At 38.2% G+C, this 16,377-nt stretch carries 11 protein-coding genes; 7 read left to right on the plus strand and 4 right to left on the minus strand.

Annotated features, from left to right (window positions below):
• Window positions 1–7: 7 nt before the first annotated feature.
• The 5 genes from ABIB30_RS21555 (at window position 8) to ABIB30_RS21575 (ending at window position 8,347) form a co-directional block, all read left to right on the plus strand.
• Window positions 8–529: a hypothetical protein gene (locus ABIB30_RS21555; RefSeq protein WP_354305117.1), complete on the plus strand. Its 522-nt coding sequence runs from the start codon at window positions 8–10 to the stop codon at window positions 527–529.
• 68 nt (window positions 530–597) lie between these two features.
• Complete coding sequence (locus ABIB30_RS21560) at window positions 598–3,279, plus strand: glycoside hydrolase family 2 TIM barrel-domain containing protein (protein WP_354305118.1); 2,682 nt, start codon at window positions 598–600, stop codon at window positions 3,277–3,279.
• Between the two features lie 2 nt (window positions 3,280–3,281).
• Window positions 3,282–5,744: a glycoside hydrolase family 2 TIM barrel-domain containing protein gene (locus ABIB30_RS21565; protein WP_354305264.1), complete on the plus strand. Its 2,463-nt coding sequence runs from the start codon at window positions 3,282–3,284 to the stop codon at window positions 5,742–5,744.
• 45 nt (window positions 5,745–5,789) lie between these two features.
• Window positions 5,790–7,103: an alginate lyase family protein gene (locus tag ABIB30_RS21570; RefSeq protein WP_354305119.1), complete on the plus strand. Its 1,314-nt coding sequence runs from the start codon at window positions 5,790–5,792 to the stop codon at window positions 7,101–7,103.
• Window positions 7,104–7,159: 56 nt separating this feature from the next.
• The gene (locus tag ABIB30_RS21575; RefSeq protein ID WP_354305120.1) at window positions 7,160–8,347 is read left to right on the plus strand and encodes a glycoside hydrolase family 88 protein; all 1,188 of its coding nucleotides are present in this window, start codon (window positions 7,160–7,162) and stop codon (window positions 8,345–8,347) included.
• 91 nt (window positions 8,348–8,438) lie between these two features.
• Here the strand turns inward: ABIB30_RS21575 and ABIB30_RS21580 are convergent, their stop codons facing one another.
• The 3 genes from ABIB30_RS21580 to ABIB30_RS21590 form a co-directional block, all read right to left on the minus strand.
• Window positions 8,439–10,814, minus strand: coding sequence for a TonB-dependent receptor (locus ABIB30_RS21580; RefSeq protein ID WP_354305121.1), 2,376 nt, complete (start codon window positions 10,812–10,814; stop codon window positions 8,439–8,441).
• A 123-nt stretch (window positions 10,815–10,937) separates the two neighbouring features.
• Window positions 10,938–11,984, minus strand: coding sequence for a helix-turn-helix domain-containing protein (locus ABIB30_RS21585; RefSeq protein ID WP_354305122.1), 1,047 nt, complete (start codon window positions 11,982–11,984; stop codon window positions 10,938–10,940).
• A gap of 198 nt (window positions 11,985–12,182) precedes the next feature.
• A complete protein-coding gene (locus ABIB30_RS21590; protein WP_354305123.1) occupies window positions 12,183–12,785 on the minus strand; it encodes a tetratricopeptide repeat protein in 603 nt (200 codons plus the stop codon).
• Between the two features lie 259 nt (window positions 12,786–13,044).
• Between ABIB30_RS21590 and ABIB30_RS21595 the strand changes: the two genes are divergently transcribed.
• Both ABIB30_RS21595 and ABIB30_RS21600 read left to right on the plus strand, forming a co-directional pair.
• Window positions 13,045–13,224: a DUF4287 domain-containing protein gene (locus ABIB30_RS21595; RefSeq protein ID WP_354305265.1), complete on the plus strand. Its 180-nt coding sequence runs from the start codon at window positions 13,045–13,047 to the stop codon at window positions 13,222–13,224.
• Between the two features lie 46 nt (window positions 13,225–13,270).
• Window positions 13,271–14,524 (plus strand): Na+/H+ antiporter, encoded by a 1,254-nt coding sequence (locus ABIB30_RS21600; protein ID WP_354305124.1) that lies wholly within the window; start codon window positions 13,271–13,273, stop codon window positions 14,522–14,524.
• A gap of 111 nt (window positions 14,525–14,635) precedes the next feature.
• Here the strand turns inward: ABIB30_RS21600 and ABIB30_RS21605 are convergent, their stop codons facing one another.
• On the minus strand, window positions 14,636–16,126 hold the full coding sequence (locus tag ABIB30_RS21605) for a serine hydrolase (RefSeq protein WP_354305125.1): 1,491 nt from the start codon (window positions 16,124–16,126) through the stop codon (window positions 14,636–14,638).
• Window positions 16,127–16,377: the final 251 nt, after the last annotated feature.

The following is a 16,377-nucleotide window of genomic DNA, read 5'->3' on the forward strand; positions in this document are numbered from 1 at the left end:
TAAAAACATGAAGAAAACAATTATATATTTAACCGCTTTTGCACTTTCAGCCCTTGTTTTTACGGCCTGTAAAAAGGATGACGATAATTCAAAAAAAGGCTTGCAGGAATATGAAAATTATTATTACGCTGGATTTCTGCCCTGGAATAATACTGGCACAGAATCAGTACTCCGGACACAAACTAAACTGGTGAAGTTTCCGGTTCAATTTTATTCAGCCTATGTGCGTGACTACGATGCAACAGCTCAATATACCTTCGTGACTAAAGGAATTACAAATCCTGCAGTTGCAGGACAGGACTTTACCGTGGTTGATAAAAATGGGAATGCAATTACAGCCGTAAATGCGATATATTCACTTAATTTTCCACAAGCGAAAGCATTAGTTGATACTATATATATCAAGGTACTGAATAGTGCGGTTGCCGGAACAAGGAAAATAGAACTTGACCTGATTAAAAATACGAATGAAAAATACACGGTAGGAACTTTTACACAATCCTATATACGCTTTTTGGAAATCAAATAAATATGTATCCCGGGTTAGCAAAGGGTTAATCCGGGACTAATAATGAATTGTAATTTAAACCCTGAATTTTGAAATATACTTGCCGACACCTTATCACACTGCTGATACCCTGCGTTTTATTAGGCGCATCTACTGGCTATGCACAAAATAAACCAGCCAAACTGATCAGTTTAAATGATCAGTGGAAGTTCAGTAAAGACCAGGTAGCTGGTCAGGCTCCTTCCCCGAACCTGAACTGGGGAACTTTCAGTATTCCACATAGCTGGAATACAACAGATGTTATAGACGATGAACCTGGTTATTATCGCGGTACAGGCTGGTATAAGAGAAAACTCAAACTCGATCCAAGTTTAAAAAGCAAAGAAGTTTTCCTGGCTTTCAATGGCGTAAACCAGGAAACTGAGGTTTATGTAAATGGAAAACTGGCGGGAACTCATATCGGTGGATATACGAGGTTTGTTATCCCTGTAAGCGGTTTCCTAAATTATAAGGACGATGAAGTACAAGTAAAAGTAACCAACCGGTTTAATGAAGATATTGCCCCTTTGACCGCTGATTTTACCTTTTTTGGAGGTATTTACCGGAATGTGGAGTTGATAGTTACAGAACCGGTTCATTTTTCTAAAAATGATCATGGCAATAGTTCAGGCGTTTACCTGACAACACCTGATGTTTCCAAAGAAACGGCCAGCGTAAAAGCGAAGAGCCTAATTGAAAACGCCTCGGCAAAAGAAATTAAAGTTCAGGTACATACAGCTTTGACAAATGCTGATGGCGTAGTTGTGGCTACAAACATAGCTACCTTAACCGTACCTGCGCATCAAAAAAGCACTTTTGAACAAGACCTTAAAAACATTAAAAACCCTCAGCTATGGTCTCCTGAAAATCCATACCTGTACCGTGTTATCACACAGCTCATTGATGCTAAAACTAAAACTGTTTTAGATCAGGTAGCTAATCCATTAGGTTTCCGATGGTTTAAGTTTGATGCTGAAAAAGGATTTTTCCTTAACGGAGAACCTGTTAAATTAATGGGAGCGAGTCGTCACCAGGATTATGAAGGTATGGGAAATGCTGTTCCTGATGCTTTACAAATAAGAGATGTAGAATTACTGAAAAAAATGGGCGGAAACTTTCTGAGAGTTTCACATTATCCTCAGGATCCTCAGATTCTTGAAGCCTGTGACCGTTTGGGTATCCTGGCATCCGTAGAAATTCCTGTTGTCAATACGATTACAGAGTCTGCGGCATTTACAGAAAACTGCAAAGACATGCAGGTAGAAATGATCCGTCAAAACTTTAACCATCCAAGTGTGGTGATCTGGGCTTATATGAACGAGATTTTATTGCGTCCTAAGTTTACAGATGATAAACCCAGACAAGCAGTTTATTTTAAACATATCGTTACGCTGGCACAGACACTAGATAGTCTAACCAGAAAAGAAGATCCTTCAAGATATACAATGATTGCAAATCATGGTTCTTTTGATAGTTATCATAAAATAGGTTTAACTAAAATACCAATGATCGTAGGCTGGAATCTGTATTCTGGCTGGTATTCGGGTAATATTGAAGATTTTGGTAAATTTTTAGACCGTCATCATCAAGAATTGGCAGGCAAACCCATGCTGGTCACTGAATACGGTGCAGATGCCGATCCGCGTATCCGTTCTTTTTCACCTGTCAGATTTGATAAAAGCGTTGAATATGCTATCAAATTTAACCAGGTTTATTTAAATGATATTATCAAAAGACCTTTTGTAAGTGGCGCAATGGTTTGGAATTTAGCTGATTTTAATTCTGAAACCAGAGAGGAAACTATGCCTCACATTAACAATAAAGGGTTGTTAACCTTGGGCAGGGAGCCAAAAGATATTTACTTGCTTTACCAGGCTTATTTACTAAAAAAACCATTCCTTAAAATAGCTTCAGGGACATGGAAAATCAGAACTGGAGTTGCAGATTCTTCTAAATCATTTGCTACTCAACCTGTACAGGTGACCACGAATCAGAAAACAGCAGAGTTGTTTATCAATGGTCAGAGCCTGGGCGTAAATGATGCAGTAAATCATGTTTGTTCCTGGGAAGTTCCGTTTGTCAATGGCTTGAACCAATTGAAAGTTACCTCTGCGGCTTACAGTGATGAGCTGGATGTAGATTTTACTTTGCAGCCATTTGAATTTTCAGACCGTCAGGTCCCCTTTAAAGAAATGAATATTCTTTTGGGGGCGAAACGATTTTACATAGATAATACTACCCATCAAATCTGGATGCCAGACCAGCCTTATCAAAAAGGCAGTTGGGGATATATCGGAGGTGAATCATTCAAAGGCACGAATAACAGAATGTCTTATGGAAGTGATAAAAATATCCTGGAAACTGATAACGACCCTATTTATCAAACTCAGCAAGTTGGAATCAAACAATTCAAATTGGATGTGCCTGATGGTGAATATGAACTTTCTTTATACTTCGCAGAACTCATTGGTGGTGTTACTAAAGAAGCTTTAGCTTATAACTTAGATAATAATCATCAAAAAGAAATAGTTAGTCAACGCATATTTAATGTAAGTATTAACGGAGAAAGCTTTCTGGAAAACCTGAACCTGGCAGCAGATTATGGTTATACCACCGCAGTAAAGAAAAGTACAAGGATTACTGTGCAGGGTGGAAAAGGAATCACTTTAGACTTTAAGAAAATAGAAGGCGTACCAGTATTAAATGCTTTAGGGCTTAGAAAAATTTATTAATGATGATCAGATATTTTTGTGTGTTTGTTATTCTTGGATCTCTGCTTGGAATTCGTCCGGCAGAGGCACAGGAATCAAAACGTTTAAATCAGAATTGGGAATTCGTAAAGCAAGATTTAGGTGGGATCTGGGAAGCTGTCCGCCCAGTTGGCAAGGGAAACCCGGAGAGTGTACCGCTTTGGGAATCAGTTACCTTACCACATTGTGTGAATGCTACAGATGCGGTTGATCCTGCTGTAAACTATTACCAGGGGCCATCTTGGTACCGTACGACTATTGATGTAAATAATCCTTACCAAAAAGGACGTACATTATTGCATTTTGAAGGTGCGGGACAGAAAACAGAAGTCTACGTTTATACTACAAAAGTCGGCTCACATGTAGGTGGCTATGATGAATGGACAGTTGATATTACTGAGGCAGCCGAAGCTTTCAAAAAAACAGAAGTCTGCCGGAAACAATTCAAAGGTAAAATCCCGGTGTCTGTACGTACCGACAATTCAAGAGATCTGGAAATGATTCCTTCAGATCTTTCCGACTTTAATATTTACGGAGGCATTTACCGCTATCTGAACCTGGTTTATACGCCGGCGCTTTCTGCTGATAAACTCTTTGCTAAAGCAGAGGTCGATGCAGCCGGGAAATCCGGTCAGCTCACGGTGAATGCCAGATTCTATAATCCTTCAGGAATCAGTGAAGCTAAGGTTTTATTGAAATTAGCCGATCCTTCAGGTAAGGTGGTCGCCAAAACAGAAAAGAAATTAAATGACCTATCAAATGATATTGGGTTATGGGAACTTCAGGTAAAGAAACCTGTATTATGGTCGACAGCTCAACCTTTATTATATACGCTGCAATATGAAATCCATTCCTCAGCTGGCATCGCCAGGGGAACGGAAAAAGTTGGCTTCAGGAACTTTGAATTTGTAGAAAAAGGGCCTTTTATGCTGAACGGAAAACGTTTACTGCTCAGAGGCACACATAGGCACGAAGATCATGCAGGAGTTGCAGCTGCCATGACAGAAAATATGATCCGTGAAGAAATGATCATGATGAAAGATATGGGGGTTAATTTCATCCGTCTGGCACATTATCAGCAATCCCGTATTGTTTTGAATCTATGTGATAGTCTTGGAATTATGGTGTGGGAAGAAATTCCGTGGTGCCGTGGCGGATTGGGTGGAGATGTTTACAAAGAACAAGCCCGGCGGATGCTGACCAATATGATCGAACAACATTATAACCACGCCTCAGTTATTCTCTGGGGAATGGGAAATGAAAATGACTGGCCGGGTGACTTTCCTGAGTTTGACAAGCAGAAGATCAGGGTTTTCATGAAAGAACTAAACGATCTTTCTCATAAACTCGATAATTCCCGTTTAACTGCTATCAGGCGATGTGACTTCTGCAGTGATATTGTAGATGTCTATTCACCCTCTATCTGGGCAGGCTGGTACCGTGGTAATTACACCGATTACAAAGCCGTTTCTGAAGAAGAATTTAAAAAAGTAAAGCGGTTTATTCACGTAGAATGGGGTGGGGACAGCCATGCGATGCGGCATTCGGAAAATCCTGATAAAGCATTAAGTAAAATAAAAACTGGTCTGGGAGCCGACGAGCGGGCAGGAGATGCTTCCTTATTTGGAGGTGCAGCCAGAATTTCTAAAGATGGAGATTGGAGTGAATCTTACCTGGTAAACCTCGTGGACTGGCATTTGAAAGAGCAGGAAACTATGCCTTGGTTAAGTGGTACTGCTTACTGGCCATTTAAAGATTTTTCTACTCCTGTAAGACCAGATAACCCGGTACCTTATATGAACCAGAAAGGTGTTGTAGAAAGGGATCTGACTAAAAAGGAAGCTTTTTATGTTTTCCAGTCTTACTGGACAACACTGCCGATGGTGCATATTTATGGACATACCTGGCCAGTAAGATGGGGAGAACAAGGGGAAGAGAAAATGGTGAAGGTCTATGCTAATTGTACAGAAGCTGAGTTGTTTCTGAATGGTAAAAGCTTTGGTGTCAAGAAAAGAAATAGTCAGGATTTTCCTGCTGCGGGGTTACGCTGGAACCTTCCGTTTGTTAAAGGCGAAAATACAATTACTGTGGTTGGTAAAAAAGGTAAGGTAACGGTGAAAGATGAAATCAAGTTTAAGTATCAAACCGAAAAATGGACTAAACCAGCAAAACTAACTTTGACTAAAATTGACCAGCAAGATGATGTAGCGACCGTAGAAGTGAAACTCTACGACGATAAAAATATACAATGTCTGGATGCTGTAAACTGGATTAACTTTTCTTTAGCGGGAGAAGGTAAACTCATGGACGATTCAGGAACCTCATCAGGCTCAAGAAAAGTACAGGCTTATAACGGCCGTGCAATTATTAAAGTAAAATTAAATAAAGGAAAAAGTGTGGTCGCTGCCCAGTCTGATGGTTTGTCAGCTGCCTTTACCAACCTTTAAGCATTTTGAACAAATGAAATTAACCTATTGATTTAACCAAGCACTATGAAAGTAATATTTTCCGTTTTATCTGCTGCTGTTATTTATATAAGCCCGGCGGTATTTACCAATGATTATTCCCCTGCTGGTAGAGATACTTTGACTGTACAGTCTTTAGAGCCTGCACAGAGCATATCCGTGTCGTCTGTTCAGAACGAATTTTCTAGTCAAAAAGCGCCTGATTCTGCTGTCCAAAACGCATCCGATTTAACTCAGAAGGAAGGAATCATAAAGGGCGCGACTATTTTACTAAGGAAGCAAATCCTTGCAGAGGCAGTGTGGGCAATGACCCAGAAGCCAGTTACGATAACAGACGCCTCCTCACCCAGAAGTGCAGGAGGTAAACACGACTTCTTCTCTGAGGCTGATTATTTCTGGCCAGATCCTAAAAATCCTGACGGGCCATATATCAACCGGGATGGATTAACCAATCCTGATAATTTTGTAGAACACCGCAAAGCCATGATCCGTTTAAGTAAAGTAATCGGAGCGCTGGCTTCTGCTTATCAATTCACCGGAGATGAAAAGTACGTTACACAAGCAATTCTCCATCTGAAAGCATGGTTTGTAAACCCCGAAACTTTAATGAATCCGAACCTTAATTTTGCGCAGGCAGTGAAAGGGAAATTTACCGGACGTAATTATGGTATCATTGATACGATCCATTTAATGGAAGTTGCACAAGGGATGATTGTTATGGAAAAGGCAAGCGTATTTGATCCTCAAACTGCTTCAGCGATCAAAGGTTGGTTTTCAGCTTATACCAATTGGCTAAATACCAGTAAACCTGGGATTCAGGAGAAAATGGTAAAAAATAATCATGCCACTTGCTGGGCAATTCAGGTAGCGTCATTTGCTAAATTATGTAATGATCAGCCGATGCTGGATTCTATGCGTGTGCGTTATAAGACTGTACTTTTACCAAATCAAATGGGAGCAGATGGTAGTTTTCCGTTGGAAATGGCACGTACAAAACCTTATGGATATGCTATCTTTAATCTGGATGCAATGACGGTCCTTTGCCAGATTTTATCAACCCCATCAGACAATCTCTGGGAATTTAAAACTGCCGATGGTAAATCTATCAAACTAGGGCTATCTTACTTATATCCTTTTATTGCTGATAAAAGCAAATGGAGTTTGAAGCCGGATGTAATGTATTGGGAAAATTGGCCGGTTGCACAGCCTTTTCTTCTATTCGGAGCAAATGCTTATCAGGAAGAAGCCTGGTATGCAACCTGGAAAAAATTAGACCATAATCCACAAGTGGTAGAAGTAATCAGAAATCTGCCCATCCGCCATCCGCTGATCTGGTTGTAAGACCTGGTACCATTCAATGAACAAAAAACACGCATAAACTAATAATAACTAAATAGATGAAATTGAAAATAAACTTAACACTGGTTACCTTATTGTGTCTCTCTGCGGGAAGCACCGTAAATGCACAAAATGTGAATGTAGCCAAAGCATTAATTCCTGCTGAAAAACAAGTTGAGATCTTGCTTAAAAATTCAGTAAAGGTCATCGCATCAGAACCAAAATATATTGCACCACGTACACTGGAAAATAATCAATTGAAATTAGTAATTGGGAAAGACTGGACCAGTGGTTTCTTTTCTGGAATGTTATGGTATATGTATGAGCTGACCAAAGATCCTAAATGGTTGGAACCCGCTAAAGAATTTACACAAAAACTGGCACCACAGCAATTCAATACCGGAACACATGATTTAGGTTTTATGATTTATTGCAGTTATGGTAATGGCTATCGTTTAACTAATGATACCAGCTATAAGTCGGTTATTATACAAGCTGCAAAAAGTCTATCTAAAAGATTTAATCCAGTAGCAGGAGTGATCCGTTCCTGGGATCATAATGCAGATAAATGGCAGTTTCCAGTAATTATTGATAACATGATGAACCTGGAATTGCTTTTTGAAGCGACTAAATTGACCGGAGATTCTTCATTTTATAAGATTGCAGTGAGCCATGCAAATACAACCCTTAAAAACCATTTCAGAGAGGATTACAGTTCTTTCCATGTAGTTGATTACGATCCTGCAACCGGTGCTGTAAAGTGGAAAGGAACCGCTCAGGGTTATAGTGACCCATCTGCCTGGGCAAGAGGACAAGCATGGGCTTTATATGGTTATACTTTATGTTATCGTGAAACAAAAGATATCGCTTATTTAAAACAAGCAGAAGGTATCGCTAAATTTATTCTGAGTAATCCAACGCTTCCTGCCGACAAAGTACCTTATTGGGACTATAACGATCCTCAAATTCCAAATTCGCCAAGAGATGCATCAGCGGCAGCTATTACGGCTTCAGGTTTGTATGAATTGAGCGGCTATAGTAAAGAAGGTAAAAGTTATAGAAAAACAGCAGATCAGATCTTGAATAGCCTGATTAAAAACTATACTAGTAATGCAGGCACAAATGATGGTTTTATTTTAGCACATAGTACTGGTCATAAACCAGCAAAATCTGAAATAGATGTACCTATCATTTATGCAGATTACTATTATTTAGAGGCTTTGAAAAGAAGTAAAGGCGGGAAATAATCAATTAAAGGAAAGTTCCGGATATTTTGAAATGTCCCCAATATATTGACTGGTTTTGAAATTCAGCGGTTATTTGGGGGCATTTCCTGTTTTAGTTTGTTCTTCTTCTTTCTTCCTCATTTCCAAGGCTGCGTTGTTTAATGTTCACCTTATCATTTCCAAAGCTGTAAGCTAAAGAAAACCTGAAAAACCTGCTGCTGTAATTTTGGCCATAAACCTGTTTTATTCCGTTGACCACAGAAGTATAATCTCTCAGAGAGGCCTTATTAAACACATCATTAACAAGCATCGATAACTGCAGCTTATTTTTAAGGAGGCTTTGCTTGATCCCCATATTTAATCCTGATAACTGACCGGTTTCATATAAGCCTCTTTTCACGAAAGAAGTATAAAAATAATCTGCTTGTATTTTAGTAGAAGTGCTTAATGAAAAGGTATTATTCGTGGTTAAATATAGTTGTAAGCTGTTTTTGGGTATTGCATTTACCATCTCATTAAAAACACTTTTTGACCCCAAAAGATAAACTGAGTTTTGGCTTTGCCACCACGGGGTAAAGTTAACTGTATAATTTTCACCAATTCCATAATAGTATTCTTTGAAATAGTTTTGTCTGCTGATGATTTGAATATTCGTTACGGGGTCTGAATTAAACACGACTCCATATCCATCAGTTGTAATATTAAAGAACAAGTTTGTTCTCAGGTTTCCTTTATATACATAAGTAAAATCAAAGTTGTCATTATAGGAGGGTTGTAAAAATGGATTTCCTTCTGAATAACTCTTGCTGTTTAAATAGTAACGGAATGGGTTTAAATCTCTAAAAACCGGTCTGTCAACTCTTTTCCCATAATTGAATAAGAAATTATTGTTTTCATCTTTTTTGTAAGAAAGATAAAGGGTAGGGAATAACTTCAAATAATTGTTCACTGTTGTTTGATTTTTGTTGTCTGAATACCCGTTAGTCTGAATGTTTTCCATTCTTAAACCTATTTGCAGGCTAAACTGACTGCCCAGACTTTTAATTCCATTTACATATAATGACTGATTATTCTCCTGATAATCAAATCCATTGGATTGGGTTTTATCTAAAATAGGATAGCCGCTAATTGTATTGTAATAATTGATATCGGCTTTGCTCTTGATAAAACTCATTTTAGCACCGTAAGAGAGGTTCATAAATTTCAATGGATGTTCCATGTCAACCTTTATACTTGTATTGCGGATATTTTGTTCAGAAATATTTTTTGCGGATTGATTGATATTCAGAAATTCCATATCGGGCAAAAATGAGCTGGTCAAGAAATTGTTGTTGGTTTTTGAATTATAGGTGAAATAATCAAGATCAAAAGATAGTTTTCTACCGGCTGTATCCAGTTTCGTAAAAACATGTGCATTGTAAGTATGGCTGGAATTGTTAAGCTTGCTTAATCCATTATTAATCAAAAGAGAATCAATCTGATGGGCCGTATTCCTGATTTTGATGGTCGTCATGTCCTTTGAATCCGGGTTCTCCTGGTTGCCTATATATTGTATGCCCAGGGTGGTGCGATCAGAGACGTCATAATCGAATGCCAGACCACCAGAAAGATTGTTCTGTTGCTGCTTTCCTACACGGTTTAATTCCCAAAGACCATTCGGATAATAGGTAGTTAACTCTTCCGTTTGTTTCAGGCTTCCCGTTTTACCGTCAATATTCATAGCTAACCTGACCTTGTTTTTATTGTATAGAAAATTATCATTTAAGGAGTAAAAACTATAAGTGCTCTGATTATAAGTCATACTGGTTGAATTCTTCCAGGAGTCCTGAACTCCTTTCTTTAAAATTATATTAATCAGGCCCCCGTTTCCCCCAGCTTCGTATTTCGCGGGCGGGTTAGTAATCACTTCAACGCTTGCGATGTTGGTAGCATCAATTGAATTTAAATAACTGATCAGCTCATCTCCGGTTAACGCTATCAATTTGCCATCAATCATTACACGTGTATCCCCTTTACCCAATATGCTAATCGAATTATTCAAAATCATAACACCAGGCGCTGTGCCGATTGCGTTTACAGCGTTACCACCTGAAGCAGAGATACTATTCTCCACGTTAAATACGATGCGGTCTGTTTTATATTCGATCAGTTTTTTCTTAGCTACGATTCTGACTTCCTTTAACTCATCATTTTGCTGTAGCGTGATTATGCCTAAATTTGTGTCTTTTGCGATGAGTATAATTTGCTGCCATGTTATAAACCCCAGGTAACTAATCTTTAATTGATAAGAACCATTCTCTAGCTTCAATTCGAAAGACCCATCTTCTTTAGTGAGTGCCCCCGTGATTACTTTACCCTCAGGGCTTGTTAAAATTACATTAGCCCACACTATAGGCTCATTGTTTCCTTTGACATTCCCTTTTAACTGTATTTGTGATTTTGCCAATAATGGCAGTATTAGAATGGCATATAAGATGATTGTTTTCATACGTTTTACTTTATGAATACAAAGCTGCAGATGAAACGCCGGATAGGTGACCGATAAAAAAAGTCGGACTATTTTATTCTCAGAAAAATAGTCCGACTTTTTTTTATTGAAGTACGACTTTTGTTAAGTTGCTTGTAACGAGTTGTTTCTGTACTGTGTCGGTGTGAGTTGGGTGTGTTTCTTAAATGCGAAATTGAAGGTAGATTTTGAATTAAAACCAGCCGCATACAGTACCTCTTGTATATTCAATTCACGTTTTAGCGGATCTTTTAAAATCTCCATCGCTTTTTGAATGCGGTATTCATTGATAAAGTCAAAAAAGTGCTGATCCAGATGATGATTGATTAATATAGATAAGTCACGAACAGGCATTTTCATTTGATCGGCAAGATCCTGAATCGTTAAAGAGGGTTCAAGATAAGGTTCAGCCTGCGCCATAAATTCCTTTAACTGCTCAATCTTGACAGTTAACTTGTCGGCCTGAGGCTGCCCAGTATTATGCTGGTCAGTATCAGGCTGATTGGTTCCATATTTTGGTTCTGGCAGAATGTCCTGAACTAGCCGCAGTTTAGAATCTACTCCTCTGAAAAGATCCGGATAATGTAACGCTTTTAAAACAAACCAGCACAATACACCGAATACAGCGAATCCAACTATAAGATGTGCATTGTCAGTGATATTCGTATAACCAGTAAACTTTAATAAGTTCTTAATGAAAGCTATGAAATACTCTACTGATAGTAACGAGGTAAGTTGGAATAGCCAGGTATAAGTAATAATTGTCGGCTCTGTATAATTCTCCAGATATATCTTTTTGGATTTCTTTAAAACCACAAAGGCAGCAATTAAATAAAATGTGATTTGGAGGGTAGCAGAAACCTGGATAAAAATTGCTTCCGGTAATTGAATGTAATGGTTGATAAAGAGCTCTTTATCTGTTAAATCTGCTAAATAAAAGCGTGGGGTCACCACTAGATTCATAATCACAAAAGGGATCACATGTAATAAATGTTTGGGCTTCAATTTAAAATCTGAATAACAAACGGATAATACGTACAGATAGAAAAACGGAATTATTAAAAACACAGTCTGAAGTCTGAACATCCCGATGTCCGGATAATCATTCAGAAAATAATAACTGATAAATCCACTGATATCAATGCCACTCATAATAATAAAGCAGGCCAGCAGTCTATTACTTAATTTATGTTGTGTTTTTACAGTGAATAAAAACAGCGCTAGAAGGAGGGAGATAAAAACAGAAATTACACATAAGATTTCTGTTAAAATAGATTGATTCATCAATATTAAGTTGATTTGTCTGCTAAACTAATCAGAAATCTTAAATTATAATTTATTTCTTTAAAACTATTCGTCGTCCAGTAAAGAAACACAATCTTTTCCAAGCAGCGCCTTACGTTCAGGAAGACTTGCTAAAGAAGTAGTGTCTTTGATGCTTTTGTAAAGTGAAGTCAGGATACCTAACGTTCTTTCATCGGTTTCGCAAGCTTCTGATTTTTCAAAATAGGGAATAGTTTTCAGTACCTGGGTTTTATAAGCTTTAAAAGCAATCGCATGTAATGCTGCATCTTTAAGCTTTGCAGCTTCGCTTACCTTACGTCCTAAAGTATCACATTTCTTTAAATTGATAAATCCCAACGAGGTATAAGTCACGTAATAACCCGGAACGAGCTTAGTCACGGCTTCATAAAGAGGCTCTGCTTTCTCTGGTTTACCCATAGACTCATATATCCTGGCCAGATGGAAGCTAACATTAGCAACCTGTTTGTCATTCAATTCAGCGGAGCGGTTCAATAGGGAAGAAGCTTTCTCAACAGTTGCCACATTCTGATCTTCATTCATTCTGGACTGTGTGTAATCAAAGTATAATTCTTTGATATCTTGCTTCTGAGCAAATGCAGTGCTGATCCCAAGTAATAGGAAGAGGTTAAATAATACTGTTTTTTTCATAGGTAGTTTTCTGATCATACTGTCTTTACACTTTACTAAAGACAGCCTAAGATGCGATTATTTTAATTTATTATTACTTTTTTATTTTTAATTATCTATATGATGTTCTGTATGTGGTTTTTATTTAATTTAGGATAAACTCCATAAACAGTTTTTTTGCAAGTTCATAAATCTTATATTGTCGGGATAAACAAGGTATATCGCCATTAAAATTTAATCTTATGTCATTTCAAGCGTACCTCGACAAATCAGCAAGAAAATAGGCAAAGGCCCCGAAGAATTAAAAGAACTTGCTGATCAAAAAGGATTTTCTGAAAATGGGCATCTCAAACCAGAAGTTAAAGCAGGACAAATTGTAAGCTGGTTAAAAGAAGAATTTGAATTGGGCCATGGACATTCGATGGCAGTTTATGCACTGCTGAAAGGGCTGAAGGAGTAAGTTTTCAAAAGCATATCTACTGAAAATAACGCTTTAAACTATAAAATTGGAAAATTACAGTATCGTCATTTTTATTATGGCCTTGATGATCGGTTTATCTGCAATTGCTGATAAGATCCGGCTGCCATATCCTGTACTATTAATCATTGCCGGTATAGCTGTCGGTTTTATCCCCGGCCTGCCAAATATTGAGCTCAGCCCTAATATTGTTTTCCTGATCTTTCTGCCGCCGCTATTGTATGATGCTGCATTTAACATCTCCTTCAAAGAGTTTAAAACAAATATTCATACTATTTCGACTTTGGCAGTTTCGCTTGTCTTTATCACTGCCTCCGGAATTGCGGTCATTGCACATTATTTAATTCCAGGAATGAGCTGGCCACTTTCTTTTGTCCTGGGTGCAATTCTCTCCGCAACAGACGCAGTAGCTGCAATGAGCATTACCAAAGGTCTTGGTTTATCTCATAAAACGAATACTATTTTAGAAGGGGAGAGCCTGGTAAATGACGCATCAGCATTAGTTGCCTACAGGTTTGCCGTTGCAGCTGTGACAGGATCTGTTTTTGTATTCTGGAAAGCTTCACTGGAATTCGTGCTCCTGATGGCCGGAGGGTTTTTAATCGGAATGATTATGGGGCAAATATTGGCCTATATACTCAAATTGGTGAAAGACAATACGATGGTCTCCATCAGTTTTATGTTGCTTATGCCATTTTTAACTTACCGGACAGCAGAAGAATTGCATGTTTCGGGTGTGATAGCCGTTGTTGTATTAGGCCTGGGAATTTCCAGGTTCAGCAATAAAGTGTTTCCGGAGAAATTAAAGACGCAATCCAAATCAATCTGGGATATTATCATTTTCCTGCTGAATGGTTTGATTTTCATTTTGATCGGTTTGGAATTGCCCTATATTATGAAAAATATTGACCACGATTTGATTCCTTCTTATGTTGGTTACGCATTTATCATTACTATCGGTGCTTTATTGTTTCGTATGGTCAGGGTATTTCTGCAACAAATTAACCTTCAAAAGGCATTTCAGAAACAAAAACGCGGGGTCACTGAACAAGCATTGCTGGATTTTAATACCAGTTTAATTATCAGCTGGTCGGGTATGCGGGGCATCGTATCGCTTGCCATCGCGATTGGTTTACCTGTGACCTTAGCTGATGGAAGCCCTTTTCCCCAGCGCAACGCCATTATATTTATTTCAGTGGCCGTAGTACTTTTTACACTGATTGGACAAGGATTAAGCTTGCCATGGATTGTGAAGAAACTAAATAAGCAAAGCTCCACATAATAAATAAGCAAAGCCCCGCATAACAGATAAGCAAAGCCTCACAGTAATGTGAGGCTCAGTGATTCCAAATAGCTAATTAGCCCCTGTTTAACTTCCTGTTCAGCTATTTGTTTAACTACCTGAAAGCGCTTTGATACGATTTGAGGCATTCGCATTTTTAGGGTTCAAAGCAAATGATTTTTTATAGCTCAGCACAGCTGCTTTATAATCACCCGTGATTTCCAGCATTTCTCCCAGACTATCATGCGCATTTGCACTTTCCGGATAAAGTATAGTATTCAATTTAAAAATTGATAAAGCCTTACTCATTTCTTTTTGACTTAACAGTTTATATCCCCAGCCATTCAGGTCATTCTCACCTGGAGAAAAAGTTGAATCTTTCTTTTTGAGTTCAGCTACGACAGCAACCGATTTATCGAAACCTTGCTTAAGAAGCGCTATCCTTAACTTTTGAATAACCGGAGGTAAACCAAAACCATTTGTTTCGTGCATGTCCGGAACATAGTATGCGCCTATTTCATCAATAAATCTTTCCGGATTAGCACCCATTAAATTAGTCAATACCACTATAGATAGATCATCCTTTAAATAAACAAACAAGGCAGATCTGCCACCACCTACCGGGCCAACAGCAGGATGTTCCGCTCTGGTCACTGTTGGCCATCCAAGTGCATAACCATTAGTCAGCTGATCAAATCCACCAATTTTTCCATTATTTAATACTGCTGGTGTCCACAATGCATCTATACTTTTCTTATCTTTTAATAGTTTGCCATCTTGCAGCGCGATAAGCCAATGTGCCATGTCTTTTGAAGTCGATAAGATTCCTGCGGCTGTTCTGAAAAACAGAGGAAACTGTATATATGCAGTACCGGGACTGTTACCTCTAACCATCCGGCCGTTAACAAATTTCTTCATCGTATAAGCGCCTGCTGAGTTTTGAACTACATCATAAGAATCGCCAAATCTTGTTAACTGCATTCCAGCAACTTTAAACTGCCTTTCTTCAATAAACTTTGTGAAATGTACGCCACTTAGTTTAGTAATGATTTTTCCAAGAATAACATAACCAGTCTGGTTATAACTGAACTTTTCACCAGTATTAAATTCCATAGGTAATGTTTTAACTTTCTCCCATGCACGGTACTCATTTGCATTTTCCAATACCTGTTCATTGTCATCGAGAATATCTGGTAAGCCCGAGGTATGGGTTAATACCTGCTGCAAAGTTATTTTCTGCCAGGAAGCAGGCAGGCTATCTATATAAAGTGAAATAGGATCGGTAATTTTCAGCTTACCTTCTTCGGCCAATTGCATCACTGCAACTCCTGTAAAAGCTTTGGTGATGGAGTTAATAGAGAATATACTTTGATCCGTTGCAGGAATGGAATTTTCCAGATTCGCAGTTCCATAAGTTTTTTGTTTGATCAATTGTCCGTAACGAACTACTGCCAGTTGTAAAGCAGGAATGTGTAGTTGCTGCATTTTTTGTGCGACAAATACATCAATACTATCTGGTTGATCAGAATTTTGTGCCTTAGACAAAGCAGGGACCAGCATCCCGGAAATTAAAAATGTTGCTGTAAGCTGTTTAAAGTTCATTTTGTAAAAGAGGTTAATTTAGTCGCATCCCATCAATAAATAGGGGATATAGCATAAGACCAGCATTAACGATTTATGTTACATCCGGATTTCATAGACATAAAAAATCCCTGCAAACATAAATCTGCAAGGATAATCAAGTATTGCTATAAGTTTAATAGCCAGTAATGTTATATAACTATGAACAATATAAAACTCCCAAAGTAATAAATACCCATACTCCAATGTAGAAAAAACCTAAAAGGGCTGTT

Origin of the sequence: Pedobacter sp. UYP1 (genome assembly GCF_040547305.1) — a bacterium.
Taxonomy (GTDB): Bacteria; Bacteroidota; Bacteroidia; order Sphingobacteriales; family Sphingobacteriaceae; genus Pedobacter.

Excerpts from the sequence above, each read along its gene's own strand:
- ABIB30_RS21555 (WP_354305117.1), top strand. The coding sequence starts at position 8 with ATGAAGAAAACAATTATATATTTAACCGCTTTTGCACTTTCAGCCCTT.
- ABIB30_RS21565 (WP_354305264.1), top strand. The coding sequence starts at position 3,282 with ATGATCAGATATTTTTGTGTGTTTGTTATTCTTGGATCTCTGCTTGGA.
- ABIB30_RS21570 (WP_354305119.1), top strand. The coding sequence starts at position 5,790 with ATGAAAGTAATATTTTCCGTTTTATCTGCTGCTGTTATTTATATAAGC.
- ABIB30_RS21575 (WP_354305120.1), top strand. The coding sequence starts at position 7,160 with ATGAAATTGAAAATAAACTTAACACTGGTTACCTTATTGTGTCTCTCT.
- ABIB30_RS21580 (WP_354305121.1), bottom strand. The coding sequence starts at position 10,814 with ATGAAAACAATCATCTTATATGCCATTCTAATACTGCCATTATTGGCA.
- ABIB30_RS21585 (WP_354305122.1), bottom strand. The coding sequence starts at position 11,984 with ATGAGTGGCATTGATATCAGTGGATTTATCAGTTATTATTTTCTGAAT.
- ABIB30_RS21590 (WP_354305123.1), bottom strand. The coding sequence starts at position 12,785 with ATGAAAAAAACAGTATTATTTAACCTCTTCCTATTACTTGGGATCAGC.
- ABIB30_RS21605 (WP_354305125.1), bottom strand. The coding sequence starts at position 16,126 with ATGAACTTTAAACAGCTTACAGCAACATTTTTAATTTCCGGGATGCTG.